The sequence below is a fragment of the Streptomyces sp. 35G-GA-8 genome (assembly GCF_023534745.1).
Lineage (GTDB): Bacteria > Actinomycetota > Actinomycetes > Streptomycetales > Streptomycetaceae > Streptomyces.
Window position 1 is genome coordinate 681,198 of the sequence record NZ_JAMHJQ010000002.1, and the last position, 19,603, is coordinate 700,800.

Annotated in this window: 18 protein-coding genes; 7 read left to right on the forward strand and 11 right to left on the reverse strand. The window is 69.6% G+C overall.

What is annotated here, in order from left to right; genetic code table 11:
- Nucleotides 1-80: 80 nt before the first annotated feature.
- A complete protein-coding gene (locus M1203_RS06285) occupies nt 81-1,613 on the forward strand; it encodes a DUF2637 domain-containing protein (RefSeq protein ID WP_249948459.1) in 1,533 nt (510 codons plus the stop codon).
- 150 nt (nt 1,614-1,763) lie between these two features.
- On the opposite strand, the gene lysS is transcribed toward M1203_RS06285, so the two are convergent.
- A complete protein-coding gene (gene lysS, locus M1203_RS06290; protein ID WP_249948460.1) occupies nt 1,764-3,533 on the reverse strand; it encodes a lysine--tRNA ligase in 1,770 nt (589 codons plus the stop codon).
- 141 nt (nt 3,534-3,674) lie between these two features.
- On the opposite strand from lysS, the gene argS reads away from it, so the two are divergent.
- A complete protein-coding gene (gene argS, locus M1203_RS06295; RefSeq protein WP_249948461.1) occupies nt 3,675-5,432 on the forward strand; it encodes an arginine--tRNA ligase in 1,758 nt (585 codons plus the stop codon).
- 504 nt (nt 5,433-5,936) lie between these two features.
- On the opposite strand, the gene M1203_RS06300 is transcribed toward argS, so the two are convergent.
- Complete coding sequence (locus M1203_RS06300) at nt 5,937-7,100, reverse strand: beta-propeller fold lactonase family protein (RefSeq protein WP_249948462.1); 1,164 nt, start codon at nt 7,098-7,100, stop codon at nt 5,937-5,939.
- 1,628 nt (nt 7,101-8,728) lie between these two features.
- On the opposite strand from M1203_RS06300, the gene M1203_RS06305 reads away from it, so the two are divergent.
- Nucleotides 8,729-9,439, forward strand: a complete 711-nt coding sequence (locus tag M1203_RS06305; protein WP_249948463.1) for a VOC family protein — start codon at nt 8,729-8,731, stop codon at nt 9,437-9,439.
- A 58-nt stretch (nt 9,440-9,497) separates the two neighbouring features.
- On the opposite strand, the gene M1203_RS06310 is transcribed toward M1203_RS06305, so the two are convergent.
- Nucleotides 9,498-9,992 (reverse strand): ATP-binding protein, encoded by a 495-nt coding sequence (locus tag M1203_RS06310; RefSeq protein ID WP_249948464.1) that lies wholly within the window; start codon nt 9,990-9,992, stop codon nt 9,498-9,500.
- Between the two features lie 113 nt (nt 9,993-10,105).
- Between M1203_RS06310 and M1203_RS06315 the strand changes: the two genes are divergently transcribed.
- Nucleotides 10,106-10,933 (forward strand): helix-turn-helix transcriptional regulator, encoded by an 828-nt coding sequence (locus M1203_RS06315; RefSeq protein WP_249948465.1) that lies wholly within the window; start codon nt 10,106-10,108, stop codon nt 10,931-10,933.
- The gene (locus M1203_RS06320) at nt 10,930-11,139 is read left to right on the forward strand and encodes a DUF397 domain-containing protein (protein ID WP_249948466.1); all 210 of its coding nucleotides are present in this window, start codon (nt 10,930-10,932) and stop codon (nt 11,137-11,139) included. Before M1203_RS06315 ends, M1203_RS06320 begins: the two co-directional genes overlap by 4 nt.
- Here M1203_RS06320 and prcB read toward each other — a convergent pair.
- The 7 genes from prcB to M1203_RS06355 form a co-directional block, all read right to left on the reverse strand.
- Nucleotides 11,136-11,981: a proteasome subunit beta gene (gene prcB, locus M1203_RS06325; protein WP_249948467.1), complete on the reverse strand. Its 846-nt coding sequence runs from the start codon at nt 11,979-11,981 to the stop codon at nt 11,136-11,138. The two genes, M1203_RS06320 and prcB, sit on opposite strands and share 4 nt — an antisense overlap.
- A 145-nt stretch (nt 11,982-12,126) precedes the next feature.
- Nucleotides 12,127-12,828 carry a methyltransferase domain-containing protein gene (locus M1203_RS06330; protein ID WP_249948468.1) on the reverse strand — a complete coding sequence of 234 codons (702 nt, stop codon included), beginning with the start codon at nt 12,826-12,828 and terminating at the stop codon, nt 12,127-12,129.
- A gap of 93 nt (nt 12,829-12,921) precedes the next feature.
- Nucleotides 12,922-13,341 carry an SRPBCC domain-containing protein gene (locus M1203_RS06335; RefSeq protein ID WP_249948469.1) on the reverse strand — a complete coding sequence of 140 codons (420 nt, stop codon included), beginning with the start codon at nt 13,339-13,341 and terminating at the stop codon, nt 12,922-12,924.
- Nucleotides 13,338-13,652, reverse strand: coding sequence for a helix-turn-helix transcriptional regulator (locus M1203_RS06340; RefSeq protein WP_249948470.1), 315 nt, complete (start codon nt 13,650-13,652; stop codon nt 13,338-13,340). The genes M1203_RS06335 and M1203_RS06340 overlap by 4 nt, the downstream gene beginning before the upstream one ends.
- A gap of 122 nt (nt 13,653-13,774) precedes the next feature.
- Nucleotides 13,775-14,980 carry an MFS transporter gene (locus M1203_RS06345; protein ID WP_249948471.1) on the reverse strand — a complete coding sequence of 402 codons (1,206 nt, stop codon included), beginning with the start codon at nt 14,978-14,980 and terminating at the stop codon, nt 13,775-13,777.
- Nucleotides 14,981-15,109: 129 nt separating this feature from the next.
- Entirely contained in the window at nt 15,110-15,736 is a 627-nt protein-coding gene (locus M1203_RS06350) for a TetR/AcrR family transcriptional regulator (RefSeq protein WP_249948472.1), read from the reverse strand.
- 66 nt (nt 15,737-15,802) lie between these two features.
- Complete coding sequence (locus M1203_RS06355) at nt 15,803-17,257, reverse strand: helix-turn-helix transcriptional regulator (RefSeq protein ID WP_249948473.1); 1,455 nt, start codon at nt 17,255-17,257, stop codon at nt 15,803-15,805.
- 147 nt (nt 17,258-17,404) lie between these two features.
- On the opposite strand from M1203_RS06355, the gene M1203_RS38655 reads away from it, so the two are divergent.
- Together M1203_RS38655 and M1203_RS06360 are read left to right on the forward strand one after the other, a co-directional pair.
- Complete coding sequence (locus M1203_RS38655) at nt 17,405-17,536, forward strand: hypothetical protein (RefSeq protein WP_283958206.1); 132 nt, start codon at nt 17,405-17,407, stop codon at nt 17,534-17,536.
- 43 nt (nt 17,537-17,579) lie between these two features.
- Complete coding sequence (locus M1203_RS06360) at nt 17,580-18,323, forward strand: DUF4232 domain-containing protein (protein WP_249948474.1); 744 nt, start codon at nt 17,580-17,582, stop codon at nt 18,321-18,323.
- A 182-nt stretch (nt 18,324-18,505) separates the two neighbouring features.
- Here M1203_RS06360 and M1203_RS06365 read toward each other — a convergent pair whose 3' ends face one another.
- Nucleotides 18,506-19,576 (reverse strand): hypothetical protein, encoded by a 1,071-nt coding sequence (locus M1203_RS06365; protein ID WP_249948475.1) that lies wholly within the window; start codon nt 19,574-19,576, stop codon nt 18,506-18,508.
- Nucleotides 19,577-19,603: the final 27 nt, after the last annotated feature.

Sequence of the window (19,603 nt, forward strand, 5' to 3'; positions counted from 1 at the left end):
CCGCCGGGTGTCGGGTCGTCGAGTGATTGTTGTCGAGTACCTGACGCCCCATACGGGCCGAATACGGGAGGAGATCGCGGGTGGCCGCGATGCAGCTGACACGCACGCACCGGATTCTCATCGGAATCGTGGTGTTCGGAGCGGTGATCATCGCCGCGATCGGATTCGCGGGGTCCTACGCCGCCGTGCGCGAACTCGCCGAGGCCAAGGGCTTCGGGCAGTTCTCCCTCGTCTTCCCGATCGGTATCGACGCGGGCATCTGCGTCCTGCTGGCGCTCGACCTCCTCCTGACCTGGATGCGGATCCCGTTCCCGCTGCTGCGCCAGTCGGCGTGGCTGCTGACGGCCGCGACCATCGCCTTCAACGGCGCCGCCGCCTGGCCGGACCCGCTGGGCGTCGGGATGCACGCGGTGATCCCGCTCCTCTTCATCGTCTCCGTCGAGGCGGCACGCCACGCGGTCGGCCGGATCGCGGACATCACCGCCGACAAGCACATGGAGGGCGTGCGGCTCACCCGCTGGCTGCTCTCGCCCATTCCCACGTTCATGCTGTGGCGCCGGATGAAGCTGTGGGAGCTGCGTTCCTACGAGCAGGTCATCAAGCTCGAACAGGACCGGCTCATCTACCAGTCGCGCCTTCAGGCGCGGTTCGGCCGCAACTGGCGGCGCAAGGCGCCCATCGACGCGCTGATGCCGCTCCGGCTCGCGAAGTACGGCGTACCGCTCGCCGAGACCGCGCCGTCGGGACTGGCCGCCGCCGGTATCGAACCGGTACTGCTGCCGCCCGCGCCCCCGGTGGCCGAACTCCCGCAGGGCCGGGGCGAGATACCCGCCGCGGTCCCGTCCCCGGAGCAGACGGAACCGCGGCCCCAGGCTCAGGCCCAGCCCCAACAGCCCCAACAGCTTCAACCCCAGCAGCAGATACCCCCGCAGCTGCGGAAGCAGGATCAGGCGCAGGACCAGGCACAGGCACAAGCGCAGGCGCAGGCGCAGGCACAGGACTTCCAGCCGCAGCCGCACCCCCAGCACTCCCAGCAGCCCGAGCCCCAGCAGCAGCCCCAGCCCCAGCCCCAGCCCCAAAGCGGGCCCCAGCCCCAGCAGGAGCCCCAGACCAGCCCCTGGTTCGCGGCCCAGCAGGTGCAGGAGACGGCGTACGAAGGCGCCTACAGCCCCGCGTACGCCGAAGGCCAGGACCCCGCGCCGGTCATGATCCCCGCCGGTCCCGGCCGCAGCCGCCCGCTCGGCGGCGTGCCCGGTCAGCGCGTGGAGGGCCCGTACGCGGCCCCCGAGCCGGAGCAGATCCCCGAACGGACGGCGGAGCAGCGGCAGTACGCCGAGCCCGCCCCCGCCCCCGGCCCTGACCAGCCCGAGGAACTGCCCGTCCCCGCCCTCCCCGACGATCTCTCCCGCGAAGAGGCGTACTTCAGCGCCTTCCGCAAGTACATCAGCGAGCACGGCGACTTCCCCAACGGCCGCCAGTTCGGGCTGTACCTGCTCGATCTGTACGGGATCACCGGCCGCACCGGCGGCCCGCTGAGCGAGAGTTCGCTCCGCCCCTACCTGAAGGAGTTCCGCTTCCGGTACCAGTCGGAGCTGGACGAGCACATCGCGTAGCCGTACCGCATACGCCCGGAAGGGTCCTCACCCACCGGGCGAGGACCCTTCCGCGTCACACATTCGGACCGTCACCGTTCGGCCGTCGCCGATCAGAGCGTCACCGATCCGACCGTCATCGATCCGACCGTCACCGGCCGTAGCCGGGGCTCAGCTCCCGAGCAGCTTGCGCACCCGGTCCGCGCCCACCGCCAGCAGCAGCGTGGGCAGCCGGGGCCCGGTGTCCCGGCCGACCAGCAGCCGGTAGAGCAGCGCGAAGAACGACCGCTGGGCCGTCTTCAGTTCGGCCGTGGGCTTGGCGTCGGGCGCCAGCCCCTCCATGACCTTGGGCACGCCGTAGACGAGCGTGGTCAGCCCGTCCAGCGACCAGTGGCTGTCCAGGCCCTCCAGCAGCAGCCGCAGCGACTCGCGCCCGCGCGCGTCGAGCGAGTCGAGCAGTTCCTGGTCAGGCTCGGCGCGCACGACCGTCCGCGACTCGGCCGGCACCTGGCTGGTGATCCAGTTCTGTGCGCGGTCCAGCCGGGGACGTACCTCGTCGAGCGAGGCCAGCGGCTGCGCCGGGTCCAGCTCGCTGAGGATTCGCAGCGTCTGCTCCTCGGCACCGGCCGTGATGTCCACGACCGAGGCCAGCGTGCGGTACGGCAGCGGGCGCGGCGTACGCGGCAGCTCACCGGCCGCCGTGCCCGCGGCGCGGGAGTACGCGGCAGCGTCGGCCGGCAGGACGGAACCGTCCGCGACCTTGCGCTCCAGCGCGTCCCACTCGTCGTAGAGCCGCTGGATCTCCTGGTCGAAGGCGATCTTGAACGACTGGTTGGGCCTGCGCCGCGCGTAGAGCCACCGCAGCAGCGGCGCCTCCATGATCTTCAGCGCGTCGGCCGGGGTCGGCACGCCGCCCTTGCTGGACGACATCTTCGCCATCCCGGAGATCCCGACGAAGGCGTACATCGGGCCGATCGGCTGCACACCGCCGAAGATCTCGCGCACGATCTGCCCGCCGACGACGAACGAGGACCCGGGAGAGGTGTGGTCGACCCCGGACGGCTCGAAGATCACGCCCTCGTACGCCCAGCGCATCGGCCAGTCGACCTTCCAGACCAGCTTGCCGCGGTTGAACTCGCTCAGCAGGACGGTCTCGGAGAAGCCGCACTCCGCGCAGGTGTAGGTGAGCGCGGTCGTCTCGTCGTCGTAGGCGGTGACGGTGGTCAGGTCCTTGCCGCAGCCGCCGCAGAAGGGCTTGTACGGGAAGTAGCCGGCGGCCCCGCCGCTGCCGTCGTCCTCGGCCGCCGCGCCCGAGCCCTCGGCGGCCTCCAGCTCGGCTTCCTCGGGCTTCTTCTGCCCCGACTTCTGCCCCTGCTGCTGCCCCTGCTGGGCGTTCTTCGGCTTGTCCTTCTTGTCCTTCGTCCGATAGCGGTCGAGGATCGCGTCGATGTCCGCGCGGTGCTTCATCGCGTGCAGGATCTGCGCGCGGTACGCGCCCGAGGTGTACTGCTCGGTCTGGCTGATGCCGTCGTACTCGATGCCCAGCTCGGCCAGCGCCTCGGTCATCGCGGCCTTGAAGTGCTCGGCCCAGTTCGGGTACGCCGACCCCGCCGGGGCGGGCACGGACGTCAGCGGCTTGCCGATGTGCTCGGCCCAGGACGGGTCCGTACCGGGAACGCCGGCCGGGACCTTGCGATAGCGGTCGTAGTCGTCCCAGGAGATCAGATGCCTGACCTCGTGGCCGCGCCTGCGGATCTCGTCCGCGACCAGGTGCGGGGTCATGACCTCACGGAGATTCCCCAGGTGAATGGGTCCGGAGGGAGAGAGTCCGGACGCGACGACGACCGGTTTGCCAGGCGCACGACGCTCCGACTCGGCGATGACATCGTCCGCGAAACGGGAGACCCAGTCGGTCTCGGTGCTCTGAGCCACGATCGGCACGTCCTTCTTCTTTCTCTTACGCCCAGACATTCCGGCGGCTGCCATTCTCCCAGGTACCCCCGGGAGAGCGAAAATGGCTTGTTACCCCATGGGATACTGGGCAGGACTTCATTCCGCACCCGACAGGAACGGCACCAGCCCATGGCCTCGGTCTCTTCCCTCGCTTCGACCGTCGATCAGCGCATCGCGGACGCCCTCTCGGCAGCCCTGCCGGAGGCCGGCCCCGCGAACCCGCTGCTGCGCCGAAGCGACCGGGCCGATTTCCAGGCCAATGGCCTCCTGGCGCTCGCCAAGCAGCTCAAGGGCAATCCGCGCGAGCTGGCGACGCGGGTCGTGGCGTCCCTCCCCGCCGATGGCGTGATCAAGGAGGTCGAGGTCTCAGGACCCGGTTTCCTCAACATCACGATCACGGACCGGGCGATCATCGAGACCCTCGCGGCCCGCGCGACGGACGCGCGGCTCGGCGTCCCGTACGAGCCGAGCCCCGGCACGACCGTGATCGACTACGCGCAGCCGAACGTGGCCAAGGAGATGCACGTCGGACATCTGCGCTCCGCCGTGATCGGCGCGGCGATGGTGGAGATCCTGGAGTTCACCGGCGAGAACGTGATCCGGCGCCATCACATCGGCGACTGGGGCACCCAGTTCGGCATGCTCATCCAGTACCTGATCGAGCACCCGCACGAGCTGGACCACAAGGGCGCCGTCTCCGGCGAGGAGGCGATGTCCTCCCTCAACCGGCTGTACAAGGCGTCCCGGGCGCTCTTCGACTCCGACGAGGAGTTCAAGGCGCGGGCCCGGGACCGGGTGGTGGACCTCCAGGCCGGCGACAAGGAGACGCTGGCCCTGTGGCAGCGGTTCGTGGACGAGTCGAAGATCTACTTCTACTCGGTCTTCAACCAGCTGGACATGGAGATCCGCGACCCCGACATCGTCGGCGAGTCCGGCTACAACGACATGCTGGAGGAGACCTGCCGGATCCTGGAGGAGTCCGGGGTCGCGGTCCGCTCCGAGGGCGCGCTCTGCGTGTTCTTCGACGATGTGAAGGGCCCGGACGGCAACAAGGTCCCGCTCATCGTCAAGAAGAGCAACGGCGGCTACGGCTACGCGGCCACCGACCTCTCCGCGATCCGCGACCGGGTGCGGAACCTGTCGGCGACGACCCTGCTGTACGTGGTCGACGTGCGCCAGTCGCTGCACTTCAAGATGGTCTTCGAGACCGCCCGCCGGGCCGGCTGGCTGAACGACGAGGTCCACGCGGTCCAGCTGGCGTTCGGCACGGTCCTCGGCAAGGACGGCAAGCCGTTCAAGACCCGTGCGGGCGAGACCGTACGGCTGGAGGACCTGCTGGACGAGGCGGTCGAGCGGGCGACGGCGGTCGTACGGGAAAAGGCGAAGGACCTCAGCGAGGAGGAGATCGCCGAGCGCGGCAAGCAGGTGGGCATCGGCGCGGTGAAGTACGCCGACCTGTCCACGTCCGCCGCCCGCGACTACAAGTTCGACCTGGACCAGATGGTCTCGCTGAACGGCGACACGTCCGTCTACATCCAGTACGCGTACGCCCGTATCCAGTCGATCCTGCGCAAGGCGGGCGAGGCGAAGCCGGTGCCCCACCCGGAGCTGGAACTGGCCCCGGCCGAGCGGGCGCTCGGGCTGCATGTGGACCAGTTCGGCGAGGTGCTGGCGGAGGTCGCGTCGGCGTACGAACCGCACAAGCTCGCCGCGTATCTGTACCAACTGGCCTCGCACTTCACGACGTTCTACGACCAGTGCCAGGTACTGAAAGCCGAGAACCCGGCGGAGCTGGTCGAGAACCGCCTCTTCCTCTGCGACATCACGGCCCGCACGCTCCGGCAGGGCCTGGCACTCCTGGGCATCCAGTCCCCCGAGCGCCTGTAACGCTCCGCACGCACGACGGGGCGCCACCGCCACTTGGCGGTGGCGCCCCGTTTCTTCGTACCTCGGCGCACGCTCCGGTAGCTTCCGACCACGGCTACCGCCCGCTCAACCGCACCACCGACCCCGACCGTTGGCATGCCCGTCATGGCCACCGTCAAGGAACAGGACCGGACCACGGCCACGCGCACCCACCTCGACCCCCGGCTCGTATTCCGACTTCGTCCCCGACGCGGCCGAGTACGACAGTCGGCAGCACGGTCCGCGCACGCTCTGGGGTGAAGTGGAGGCCGCCTATGCCTGGTGGCAGAGCGCCGGCTCACCGGACCGCACCCGGTACGGCCTCACCGTGAACGCCGCCGGACAGCGCCTCTGGCTCGACAGCCCGGACACTTTGGTGCCGGAGAGGCGGTAGGGCGCGCCCGCGGCGGCAAACACCCCGCTCCCGCTCACGAGGGAGGCCACGTGAACGGGAACGGGGTGTCAGCTACTGCTGCGACAGCTCCGTCAGAGCGCGACGATGCCTTCGCCGCCGACTCCGTCGGGGACCTTGGTGGTGCTGATCTTGGTCAGCGAGCCGTCCTTGTGGATGCGGAAGGCGTCGACAGCGCCCGCGCCGCCCGTCTGGACGTAGAGGAACTGGCCGTCGGGCGTGATGGACGAGTCCACCGTGCCGACGCCCGTGGGGGTGTTGCCCAGGCGTTCGAGGCGGGCCTCGCGGTCCTGGCGGAAGCGGGTGACGGTGTTGCTGCCCGCGTTGGAGGCGAAGAAGTGGTTGCCGGTGCGGGAGACCCAGCAGGTGGCCTGCTCACCGGACGGTGCCGCGTCGACCAGGGTGGTACGGCCGTCCTTGTGGATACGGAACGTCAGGAGGGCGTTTTCCACGCCGTCGGCGACGACGAGCCGCTTCTGCTCGTCGAAGGTCAGTCCGAACGGCTGCGCGCCCGGCTTGCTGTCCACGACGGGCTTGTGCGACAGCTTGCCCTCACGGCTGAGGTGGAAGATCTCGATGCTGTTGCCACCCAGCTTGGTGGTGACGACGAGCTGATCGCCCTCGGGGGTGAAGGCCACCTGGCCCGGGGTGTGGGTGAACTCGGGCATGGCGCCGGTGTTCAGGTGCAGCGCACGGTGCCAGGCCTCGACCCGGTGCAGCTTGCCTTCCTTGAGCCGGAAGCCCTGGATGGAGCCGCCCTCACGCGCGTTGAGCACGAAGACACGGTCCCCGTGCGCGGTGACGCTGACCGGGAACATGCCCCCGGACTCGATGACCTGCTTACGGTGGAGCCGGTCGCCCTCGACCGCGAACACCGTGACCGTGTTGCTGCCGGCGTTGACCGCGTACAGCAGCTTGTGGTGCTGGTCGTACGTCAGCGATCCCTGCGAGGCCAGGTGGTCCACGACGGAGCCGCCGAGGACACCGCCCTTGCCGCCGGTGTTGTAAATCGCACGCTTGTGTAGGGAACCGTCGGCCTCGCGGGTGTACGCGATCACCTGGTTGCCTTCGACACGGTCGTTCTGGACGAACACTGCCTTGCCGTGGTGCTTGGCGGGCGCGACGGGGGTGGCGACGGCGGTGGTGGCGGTGGCGGGCACGGCGAAGGCCGCCGTCGAGACGGCCACGGCCATGGCGGCCTTGGCAATACGGGCGAATCTGCGGGTAGTTGTCGGCATCTGCTCTTCCTGAGTCGGGCCGGCCGGGCGGCGGACTCCTATGAGGAAGGCGTACACCGCAGCCGGAACAGGGCGTCATTCCGCCGCCATATTGGGGGGAGGCGGGCCCGCGTCGGCGGACCGTCGCCCATCGGGTAATTCGTACGGATGATCAAGGCTGGCGAACGGTCGCACGCCCGGCGGGGCAAACGCGGCCGGACCATACGGCGCATGACGGCACTGGGCCGACCGCCGGGGAGGGGTCCTCGGAGGGGAGGAGTCCCCGGAGGGGACGGAGGGGATCCGTGCATGATCCGGTCCATCGCCGACCGCAGGTCGGTGGGCCCTGCGGGGCGCGCAGTGGAATGGGGCGGCCCGACACCGGCAAAGCGACTGACGGCATGTGGGAGGCCGGGACTCATGCCCCGCTGGTGGGGGTGCGCTGTTTGGTGCGGGTGAGGACCGAGGGGTAGTCGGGGTGGGCCGGAAGGTTCGGAGACGGGTGGGGGCCGCCCCTAGGTTTCAGTTTCGCGGCTCCGGGTCGGGCGTCAAGGGCGCTCCTTCGTCGCGTCGGCAAGCCGATGACCTTCGGTCACCCTTGACACCCAACCCTCCACCGCAAGTGCAGCTTTGAGGGGGGCGGCCCGGGGGAGGGGTCCCCGGGGAAGCACCCATGTGCCAGGGGTCTGTTCCCGACCTCGGCCCGGTGGGTGGTCTGCGCGGCAGTGGAGTGGGGCGGCCCGGCACCGGCAAAGCGACTGATCCCCGTGGGGAGCTGGGATTCATGCCCCGCTGCGAGGGTCCGCTGTCGGGTGACACCTGTCAGCCGAGGCGGACAGGCCCGCCACCTGCACCCAATGTCCCAGTTTGGAAGGGGCTTTGGGGAGGGCTCTGGCGGGTCATGCGTCGGGAGTTCGGTTAACCGGGCCACCTGACACATCACCCTCTCCGACCGGTCCAATCAGCACCTCACCAGCCACACCCGCCCCACCGCCCCAGGGTGCGTGCACAGAGGGACAGGTGTGACTCATGGGGCGGCCAATGGGCCACTCAGAGCCGGTGATGCGTCATGGGAACGACTTAACTGCACTCAGGACGCATGACCGGCCGGGGAGCCCCCAGAACAGCCCGCCAAACTGGGACATAGGGGGTGGCTTGCGGGTCCGTCCGCCTCCGTCGACAGGTGCAGGCGACAACGAGCCCGCACAGCGGGGCATGAATCCCAACCACCCACCCACGCCTGCTCGCTGAGCCGGTGCCGGGCCGCCCCACTCCACTGCCGCGCGCCCCGCAGGGCCCACCGGGCCGCAGGCCGGGAAAGGACCGGCCCCACAAACCCAGCCCCCCGGGGACCCCTCCCCCCGGGCCGCCCCCCTCAAAGCAGCACTTGCGGTGGAGGGGCGGGTGTCAAGGGTGGAGCGCAGCGGAATCGGCGCAGCCGACGCGACGGAGGAGCGCCCTTGATACCCGACCCGGAACCGCGACACTCAAAGATCAGGGGCGGCCCCCACCCGTCTCTGGACCCTCCGGGTAACCCCGGTTACCTCTCGGCACGAACCCGCACCCACCCCCACCGGTGGCAGCCGAAACCCGCTTGCACAGTCGCCCGGCGAGTCGGTACTCAACACTCGGAAGACAAGGAGGACACGATGACCACCCTCGGTTCGTTGAACGAATTCTGCTGGATGGACCTAAAAATCCGCGACCAATCCGGCACCACTGCCTTCTTATCGCGGGCACTGGGCTGGCATTTCGCAGTGGATGAAGAGGACTGGCGCCAGGCCATCAAGATAACCATCGATGGTTACCAGATCGGCAGCGTCAGCAGCCTCGCGAGCCCGATCTACCCGCCGGACACACTCGCCCACGTCGCCTACTACCTGGCCGTTGACGACGTCGACCGCCGCGCCGAAGCCGCGACAGCGAACGGCGCGCGTCTTGTCGTGCCTCCTTTTGACGCGGGCGATCAGGGCCGCACGGCGACGCTGATCGACCCGATGGGTGCCGCCTTCTCCCTGTGGCAACCCCAGGGGTTCACCGGGTGGAAGTTCCCGCCCCGCTTCGTAGGCGCCCCACACCACATGGTCCTGGCCTGCGACCAGCCAGACCAGGCCCGGGACTTCTACCACCAGTTGACAGGTACTCCCCTGATGGCTGCCGCATTCATCGCGGCGCGCGAGCCTACCGCTACCCCGCAGTGGGAACTCTCCGTCGGGATCGATGATCTGGCTGGCGTCATCTCCCGCGCGCAGATCGGTGGCCAGGATCTCGCTGCCCGGGTTCGAGACAACGACCACTCCCCCCTGAGATTGCACAGCCCAGAAGGGCTGTCATTCCGAGTTCACCTTCTGGGGCAATGACGCAGGCACGACCACACGGTGTCGACGGACCACGTTGAGCCGACGGCACCTCATTTCGTCAGCGGTTCTCAGGCCGGGCCAGCAGGAGACCGAGCCAGCCCTCGGCGTGGTGCGTGACCGCCGGGGGCGTTGTCTCGTCGGCCTCCGTCCGGTCCACCACGAACTCGCACCAGACCACCTTGCCGGGACTCCGCTCCCCCACGCCCCACTTGTCGGCGAACGCCGCGACGAGGAGCAGCCCACGTCCGCCCTCACCGTCCGGCTCATCAACGATCCGGGGGACGCCGGGTCCGCTGTCGTGCACCTCGACACGGAGTACGTCTCCGTCGTACCCCAGATTCAGCCGGAACCCCCGGCCGGGCGGCACCCCGTGCAGCAGAGCGTTCGTTGCGAGTTCACTCACGCACAGCAATACGTCGTCGGCGCGGAAGCCCTCGGTCAGATCCCAGTCGACGAGGGCTTGATGGGTGAACAGCCTGGCGGCGGGAACGGACCGGCGATCGCGGCGGAAGAAGCGCTCCCGGAGTACGGAGTGGCGAGTTGTCGCAGTCATGGAGCGATCGTCGCGGAGAGTAACTAAACTTGAGCACCAGGTGACTCCGTACAGATCTTTTGTACGGGCCGCACCAGGATCAAGTACGCGTGCACGTGGGGAGTTGGGCCGGCATGAATCCCAGGAAACATCCGAGGAAGAAGAACGCCTCGGCGATGAAGATGCTGGGCGCCCAGGTGGCGGCCTTCCGCCGGGCGGCGGGTTATACGCAGCGTTCCCTCGGTGAACGCGTCGTGGCGGACGAGGAGACCATCGCGTCGATCGAGCAGGGCAGACGGCCGCTGAAGGCGGATCTGGCGGAGACGCTGGACGAACTGCTGGACACGAAGGGGGCGTTGTCGGTCGGGGTGGCCAACATGCCTGCGATCGACCAGTTTCCGCTGTGGGCGGAGCAGTACGTGGACCACGAACGCGAGGCGATCTCCCTGTCCTCGTATCAGAACCAGGTGGTGACTGGCCTGCTCCAGACGGAGGCATACGCGCGGGCGCTATTCCGCGGACGAGTTCCGGCGTTCAGCGAGGACGAGGTCGAGACCAAGACCGCCGCCCGTATCGAACGCCAAGAAATCCTTCAGCGCAAGGTTCCTCCGACGCTCAGCTTTGTCCTGTGGGAGCCGGTTCTCCACTTTCCCCTCGGTGGCCGAAGGGTCCATCTCGATCAACTGAACCACCTGCGCGCTTGCGCTGAACTCCCTGGCCTCTCATTGCAGTTCCTTCGGCAAGACCGAACAGCCAACGCCGGGATCAGTGGCCCCTTCTACCTGATGGAGACCCCCGACCACCAGCATCTCGCCTACACCGAATCCCAGTTGGGCAGCCACTGGGTCTCCGACCCTGACGGAGTGTCCAACATGTCCCGCAGATATGCGATGCTGCGATCGCAGGCCCTTACCCCCGAGGACTCCTTGGACCTGTTGGACAAGCTTCTAGGAGAGCAATGAACACGACGCTTCAGTGGTTCAAGTCCAGCCACAGCGATGACGCAGGCGGCGCCTGCCTCGAAGTCGCCCCCTCCCCCCACGCCATCCACATCCGCGACTCCAAGAACCCCACCGGCCCCACCCTCGCCCTCGCCCCCACCTCCTGGGCCGCCTTCACCACCTTCGCTGCCACCCACCAGGCGGATACGGCGTACCCAGCGGCCTAGAAGAGCGGCGCCCGGGGGCCGTCCGGTGCTTGGAGGCGCTGCTCGACCACCGTGTGGGCGACCTCGGCGACCTCGTCCTGCGTCAGTTGCCGGTATCCGTCCGCCGTGATGAGCGCGACGAGCGGGAAGAGGCGCCGGGTGAGGTCGGGGCCGCCCGTGGCCGAGTCGTCGTCCGCGGCGTCGTAGAGCGCGTGCACCGCGGCCATGACGATTTCCTGTTCCGACATGCCCTCGCGGTAGAGCTTCTTTAGGGAACCCCGTGCGTAGACGGAACCGGATCCGGTGGCGGCCACGCCTCTCTCCTCGCTCCGGCCGCCGGTGACGTCGTAGGAGAAGATGCGCCCCTCGCCCTTGTCCAGGTCGTAGCCGGCGAAGATCGGTACTACGGCGAGCCCCTGCATCGCCATGGAAAGGTTGCCCCGGACCATGGTGGTGAGGCGGTTCGCCTTGCCGTCGAGGGAGAGGGCCGCGCCCTCGATCTTCTCGTAGTGCTCAAGCTCCAGTTGGAACAGCCTGACGAGTTCGATCGCGATGCCCACGGTCCCGGCGATGGCTATGGCCGAGTGCTCGTCGGCGGGGAAGATCTTGTCGCATTCGCGGTGTGCGATGACGTTGCCCATGGTGACGCGCCGGTCTCCCGCCACCAGTACGCCGTCCGCGTATCCCGCCGCGACGATCGTGGTCCCATGAGGCGCCTCGAAGCCGCCCTTCACCGAAGGCAACGCCCGCCGGGTGGGCAGCAGGTCGGGGGCCTGTGCCGACAGGAACTCCAAGAACGAGGAAGTCTCGGCCGCGGTGAACGCGGGCGGGAGGCCGCCCGTTCCGCGTGAACGATGGGTCATGTCCGTGTCCTTCCTATAGGCCCCGCATACGTGCTTGACGGGTTCCGCCGGCCGACAGGGGCCGCGGGCAGCGCTCGACAGCCCGATACCTGCCCGGCGCCTCCGAATCCGTAACTTCGGGCGAATCGCACCGGAGGCCGACGCCTCAGGCCCGCCGGACCGCGCTCACCAACAGCGTGTCGGCGGTACGCGGGCCCTCGGTCGTCGCCGGTAGTACGTCGACGCTGATCCGGGTGAACCCGTACGCGTCCAGGGCCTTCGTCCAGACCTGCGCCTGGAGCACCCAGCGGTGCATCGTGGTGGGCGCCCCGTCCGGTGTCTTCGCCGCGACATCGGCGGGCACGACATCGAGCTGTGCGGGCGCGCCGTTCAGGTAGTGGCCGAGGCCGGAGAACACCAGCCGCCCGCCGGGCCGCAGCGCGAGGGCCGCAGCGGGCAGCAGGTCGCGCGGGTCGGTGAAGTCGACCGCGCCGAAGACGCTGTAGAGCACGTCGTAGGTGTCGGCCATCGCGTGCAGGTGCGGCACGACATCGGATCGCACGATGTGCAGGCGCGGCGCGAGGTGGCCGTACAGATCGGTGGCCATGGTGTGCTGCGCGGGCGAGGCGTCGACGGCGGTGATCCGGGCCGGCTCGTGATAGGTGGCAAGGTGGGCGGCGTGCCGGGCGGCTCCGGCGCCGAGGTCGCCGACGACTCGCCCGGACAGGTCACCAAGGACTTCCGCGCCGGGTCCGCCGTCCTGGCTCCAGATCCAGTGGAAGGACTCGGGGACCGAGCGGTCACGCTGGGCGCGGGTGCGGCCGTAGTGGTGCCAGAGGTCTGCGGTGGTGGTTGTCACCCGCCTCATCCTGGCGGGCGCGGCCTGGAGTCGGGCCGGTTCCCCGGAATCTCACCCGGGAGCGCTCGGGGCCGCGACCGCCCGCGCGAGCGGCGGTCGGGGCTACTGGCTCGCCGCCGCGAGGGCCGGTTCGACGCGCCGCAGAATGCCCGGCCAGCCACGGCCCATGCCTTCGAACGCTGTCCTGCCCAGGGGGGAGTCGAGGTCGAATCCGGCGTGTTCGAGCAACAGGCGGGTGCCGGTGCCCTCGGGGTGGAGCTGCCAGGTGATCGTGGAGTCCAGCGTGCCGGGGGCGAAGCTGTAGCGGAGCAGGCGTTCGGGCTCGACCGCGAGCACTTCGCAGGACTGCTGTCCCCACTGCCCCATGTCCAGAGTGAAGCGGTGACCCACGACGGGGCGTACATCACCGGTGGCCCACCACCGCGCGTGCAGTTCGGGATCGGTCAGCGCCCGCCAGACCGTCGCGGGCGGATGGGCGATGAACTGGTCACAGCGGATGACCTTCGGGTCGGTGGTGCTCATGGGTTCTCCTCGTCGATCAGGTCGCGCAGCGCGCCCATCCGGGCGCGCCAGTAGTGCTCGAAGGGATGCAGCCACTCGCCCACTTCGGCCAGTGGTGCCGCCTCAAGGTGGTAGTAGCGATGCCGCCCGCGCGGCTCCTCGCGCACCAGCCGCACGTTCTTGAGCACGGTCAGGTGCTCGGAGACCGCGGACCTGCTCAGCGCGAACTCACCGGCGAGATCGCCGGCCGCGCGTGGCCCGTTCCGCAATGACTCCAGCAACTTGCGCCGTACCGGGTTGGCAAGGGCACTGAACACATCGACTGCCGCCATGCGCCTCACTATGCGTCGGAGAGTTCCGACATGTCAACTCTCTCCGACACGTCGGGCGCCGTCACGCCGGCGGTCGCCGCGAGGTGGCGGTCGCCGCCGAGGGCGGCGGCGGCTCGGCCGCATCATGGCCGGGTGGACACTCCGGCCGGGTCCGGCGCCGCGCGCCGTCCCGGCTCCTCGACGCCTTTGGCTCGTCGCCCCCGTATGACCTCGGGAAGCAGCGTGACCAGGCCGGTCGCCGCCAGCACCGCGCCCAGCCACAGCGGTGCCCGCAGTCCGAAGCCGTCGATCGCGAGTCCGCCCACGGACGAGCCGATCATCACGCCGAGGGTGATGCAGGACGAGTGGACGGTGTTCACCAAGGCGCGCGCGTTCGCCGTGCGCTGGACGCGGGTGGCCATCGCGGGGTTCATGGTGACGCCGACCAGTCCGATGCCCAGCATGCACACCACAGCGGGCACCGGTACGTCCGCGAACAGCGCGAATCCGGTGAGGAACGCCAGGTTCAGGGCGAGTCCGGCGCCCAGCACGCGCAGCGTGTACCGGTCGGCGAGACGGCCGACGACGGAGTTGCCGATGACGGTCGCCGCGCCGTACGCGATGAGCAGCAGCGGTACGGTTCCGGTGGAGAAGCCGGTGATCTCCGTCATGATCGGGTTGAGATAGCTGAAGGCCGCGAAGGTCGCGCCGATGATCATCGTGCTCGTGGAGAACACCAGCCACAGCCGACGCTTCTTGAAGACCGCGAGTTCTTCGCGGAGGTTCCCTGTTCCCTCGGCTCGGCCCAGGGACGGCACGCCGACGATGGTGCAGAGCGCGGCGAGGACGGTCAGTGCGGAGATGGCCCAGAAGGCGGCCCGCCAGCCGAACCGTTCACCTATCAGGGTGGACAGCGGCATTCCGAGCAGCGTGCCCAGCATCAGTCCGTTCATGACCGCCGCGATGGCCCGGCCCCGTATCTCGGGGCGGGTGAGCTGGACGGAGATCGAGACGGCCACTCCGAAGAACGCCTGTGAGGCGACGCCGGTGATCAGTCGCGCCGCCAGCATCACGCCGTAACTGGTGGCCGTCGCCGCGAGCACATTGCCCACCAGGAAGACGGCGAACAGGATCATCAGCGCGGTCTTCTGATGTGTCCTCAGGAGCGCGACGGTGAGGAAGGGCCCTCCGAAGGCCATGGCCGCCGCGAAGGCGGTGATCAGGTAGCCGACCTGCGGGACGGTCGCGTCCAGCCCGTCGGCGAGTTGGGGCATCAGTCCGGCGACCACGAACTCGCTGGTCACCATGGCGAAGATGCCCAGGGCGAGGACATATACGGCGCGGGGCATGGCAAATGGCTCCCGTGATGGGGATGGGGGTGGAGGTGTGGGTGGGATGGCGATTATTTTGGATCGATCAGTTCAAAATTTGAGCAGGCGCAAGCGCGTCCCCTGTGCGTACGCGGGTCCCCGCGCGGCTCAGCGCCGGAGCGCGTCCACGGCGATGGCCGCGACGGATTCCAGCGCGGCGCGGTCCGCGCCCCCTTGCGCGGAGACCCGCATGCCGGCGATCACCGCGTTGAGGAACCGGGCCAGTTCGCCCGCGTCCCGCGAGGAGCCGATCTCACCGGCGCGCTGACCGGCCTCCAGCGCCACCCGCAGCGAGGCGAGCCGCAGCGCCAGGTCGCGGTCCAGGATGGCGTCGGCGTCCGGGTCGCGTCCGGCGAGTTCCACGGTCGTATTGACCGTCAGACAGCCCAGGCTGCGACCGCCGCCCTCACCACCGCCGGCGCCCCCGGCCCCCTCACGGACCGCGAACTCGCCCTCGATGATGGAGTCGAACAGCGCCTGGATCCGCTCCACCGTCGGCCGCTCCTGATCCTCCAAGATACGGATCTGCCGCATGGTCATGGTGTCGATGTAACGCGTCAGGGACCGTCTGAACAGGTCGCGCTTGCTGTGGAAGGTGTTGTAGATGCTGCTGCGGCCCAGCCCGGTGGCCTCGCACAGGTCCTGGGTCGAGGTCGCCTCGTAACCGTTCGCCCAGAACGTACGCATCGCCGCGTCCAGGGCCCGGTCCTCGTCGAATGTCCTCGGTCTGGCCATGACCGGCACGCTACAGGTTTTGGAACGCTCGATGCAATACCTGTCTCAGCCGCTGACCGTCAGCCGTCAGCCGTCAAGGGGCTTCTGCCACTCCGACCCACCCGGCGGGTAGTTGTACGACGGACGCCCCGCCGACCCGCTCGTACGGAAGGGCTTCCCGTTGTCGTCCACGCGGATCGTGCCGTGCCGCTCACCGCTGCTCCAGTCCAGCTCCAGGTACCAGCTGACGTCCCGTGTCTTCGAACTGGCGGAGATGTAGAAGACCTCGGGGTCCGACTCACTGACCTTGTAGGGGAAGTCCCGCTGTCCGGCCTTCGGTACGGAACTGGGCCGGCCCGCGTCCAGGTCGACGGCGAAGGACTTCGTGCCCACGCCGCCGCCGCAGCCGACGCCCATCGCGTAGTCGGTCCAGGCGAGCGGGGCGTCGCTCTTCACGATCCGTACGTTCAGGGCCCGCAGCACGACCGTCTCACTGCCCGTGCCCTGGAGGGTCAGCTCGATGAACTGACCGTCGCTCGCCACCCCGCCGAGCGCCCCGACCCAGCCGGGCGCGTCCTGCTCGGTGGGCGGCGGGGGGACCTCCTCCGGCGGGCTGTCGATGAGGTAGTGCTGACTGCACGGGTCCTCGAAGGCGTACGCCCGGGTCGCCACCGTCACCGGCACCGCGTCACTGGAGGGTTTGCCCGCCGCCGGGGGATCCTTGCGCGCGCTGGGAGCACCGGACGGGCTCGCGCTCCGGGAGGGGGAGAGGGAGAGCGAGGGCGAGGCCGGCGGCGCCGTCTTCTTGTCCTTGCCGTCCGGCGAGGCGGCGGGCGACGCGCTCTCCTCCGCCTCCTGGTACGGAGCCTCCGACACCTCCGATGCGGCGGAATGGTCATCGGTCGACGGCCTGCCGGCGTAGGCGACGGCGGGTACGACGACCGCGACGACCGCCACGGCGGCGAGAACAAGACGCAGGCGTTTGGTACGGGGGAAACGGGCGAGGCGGGATCCGGCGACGGATCCACGCACGAACCCGAACCCGGACTCGGACTCGGACTTGGACTCGGATACGAGTACGGGCACGGGTACGGACTCGGGTACGGGTTCGGTCACGGACTCGCGTCCGGGGCCGGGGCCGGGTCGGGGTCCGGCCTCCGGTGCGGGGGCCGCCGCCTCAGCGGGGGCCTCGGCCTCACCGTCACCACCGTCACCACCGCCGGCAGTCCCCGAGTCGGGCGCTGTGGAAGCGGACGGCGAGGCCGACGGAGCCGACGGAGCCGACCGGGCCCGCCGTCTCGCCTCGTCCGCGAGGATCCACCGCCGGTGCAGCTCGACCAACTCTTCGGCGTTCGCCCCGCACAGCCGCGCGAGCCGCTCCACGGACGCGTAGTCGGTCGGCACGGCGTCCCCGTTGCAGTAACGGTGCAGCGTGGACGTGCTGACATGGAGCCTTCCGGCGAGGACGCCGTAACTGCGCCCCGAGCGGTCCTTCAGCCCCCTGAGCAGTTCCGCGAAAGCCTCGGCCTCGGTCGTCGCCACCCGTTGTTCCCCTCCCTGGTTCCTGCCGGCCCGTCCCGGGAACGCGTTCCAGGGAAACCATGTCTCCCCAGGTCAAAGCCTGCGTGAGCGTTCCAGCTTCCCCCATTGTCCCTTGCCGATTGCGGCCGCTTCCGGCCGCCCCGCAAGGTGAGTGCAGCGCCAGCCGAACGGGGAGCAGAAATCAGAACCCGACTCCGTATCAGCCTGGTCGACGCGCTGGCCGTCGTCGTGGTGATCGCCTCCACCGCGGTCGTGATCATGCTCGTCAACCGTCACTGAACGCATCACTCGACAACCTCACCGAAACGGGGACTCCATCCTTATGCGTACGATCCGTAACCGCGCCGTCGCGGTCGCCGCCACCGCTCTCATCGCCTCCCTCGCCCTCACCGCCTGCGGGCCCGGCGACTCCGCCGACGCCGCGAAGAACTCCGGCGGGGCCGCCGCGTCCTCCAGCACGCCGCCGGCCGGCCAGCAGACGCCGACGGACAACGAGCAGCAGACTTCGCAGACTCCGGCCGACCGGATCAGCGGCGCCGGCGGCAACACAGGCACCACCGGCAACACCGGCTCGGGCACCAGCGGAGGAGGCGGTACCACCTCGAAGGACACCACTCCCAAGGGCACCTCCCCCGGCGACCCCGCCAAGCGCATCGCCTGCACGGGCGACAACGCCAAGGTCAAGGTCAGCCAGGTCAGCCGTCCGATCAACCACCTTCTCCTGACGGTCACCAACACCGGCGGCAAGAACTGCGACGCCTACTACGCCCCCGCCCTCCGCTTCGACGACGCCCAGGCCCCCACGCAGGTCAACGAGGACAGCCAGCCGCAGGCGGTCGTCACCCTCGCCCCGGGCCAGTCGGCCTACGCCTCGGTCGCCCTGGGCGGCGACGGGGCCCCGAACATCCCGGCGGAGCAGCTGACCGTCCACTTCCCCGGCCGCGACAACCAGGGCTCGGTGGGTTCCTCCTACGGCCCGATCACACTCCCCGCGGGGACGAAGATCTCCGACACCACGTCCGTGTCGTACTGGCAGACGGACATGGCCGACGCCCTCATGTGGTGACACCCGCCGGTGACGACCTCGCCCAGTGACACCCCCGACTGATCGGGGCCCCTGCCCGAACGGCGGCCGGGGCCCCGATCAGGCCGCGCCCCTACCCCGTACGTCCGGATAGTCCACCTCGTCCGGCAGCCGGTGGCCGAGGGCGGTCAACCGCGACGCGACGTCCGCCGGGCTCCTCCCCGTCAGACTCGCGCCGCGCAGGACGTGTTCGAGGTGGACGTTGTCCAGGAACGAGCGATCGACCGCCGCCAGCAGCCGGATGTCCGCCACGTCCGCGACCGCGGGCACCTTCGCGTCGGCATGCAGCCCGTGCCCCAGCGTGGCCAGCCTCTCCGTGGTCTCCGCGGGGCCCGTCCCGTCGCGAGGGCCGCGCGCAGGATGTGCCGCAGCGACACCCCGACGACACGGTTCACCGACAACCAGGGCGCGCGGCCGTCGAGTTCCCGGCTGAGGAGAACGAGGTCGTCCGCCTCCGGCGCGTCCGGCACGGGCCCGTCCGTTCCGCAGCCCAGCTCGGCCAGCCGGGCGACAATGGCCGCCTGCGGCCGGCCCGTCTCCCGTGCGACATCGAGGACATGCCCGCTGGGGACGGCGGAGTACGCGGTCGGCCAGGGCCCCTGACCGATCCCGTAGCCGAGAATCCGCTCGTCCCCGGGTTCAGGGGTGTAGGGCAGCCGGAAGCCGAGCGCGATCAACCGGATGGCGGCGGCGTGCGGGCTGTACCCCAGTTCCGCCGCGGCGCCGAGCACGTGGCTTGCGGGCACCTCCGCGCCCCAGTCCAGCCACTCACCCTCGCCCCTGCGTCCCAGGCGGATCAGCGCGATGTCCCGGGTGTCCGGGGTTTCGGGCAGCGGATGCCCGGCCGGGACGGCATAGCCGAAGGCGGTCAGCGTACGTGCGGCATCGGCGGGGCTCCGGCCCGCCCGGCCCGCCGAGGCGAGTATCTGGCGCAGCGGTACGGGCTTGCCGAGTTCGAACCAGGACAGGCTGTACGTCTCGGCCTTGATCAGCAGAGCGTCGTCCCGGCCGACCGTGAGAGGCAGCGGGCCGTCGGGCAGCTCGAAATCGGCGTACCCCAGCGCGGTCAGCCTCTCCACGACGGCGGCGGGAGAACACTCCAACGTGGCGGCGGCGTACAGAACATGTCCGAACGGCACCCGCCGGTCGGGCTTCGCCACGGAGGTCTCACGTCCCACCCGGAGACGGGTGATCCGGAGGTCGTCCGGGTCCTGGGATTCGGCGCTGTTCGACATCGTGGACCTTTCAGGAATGGTGCGGGT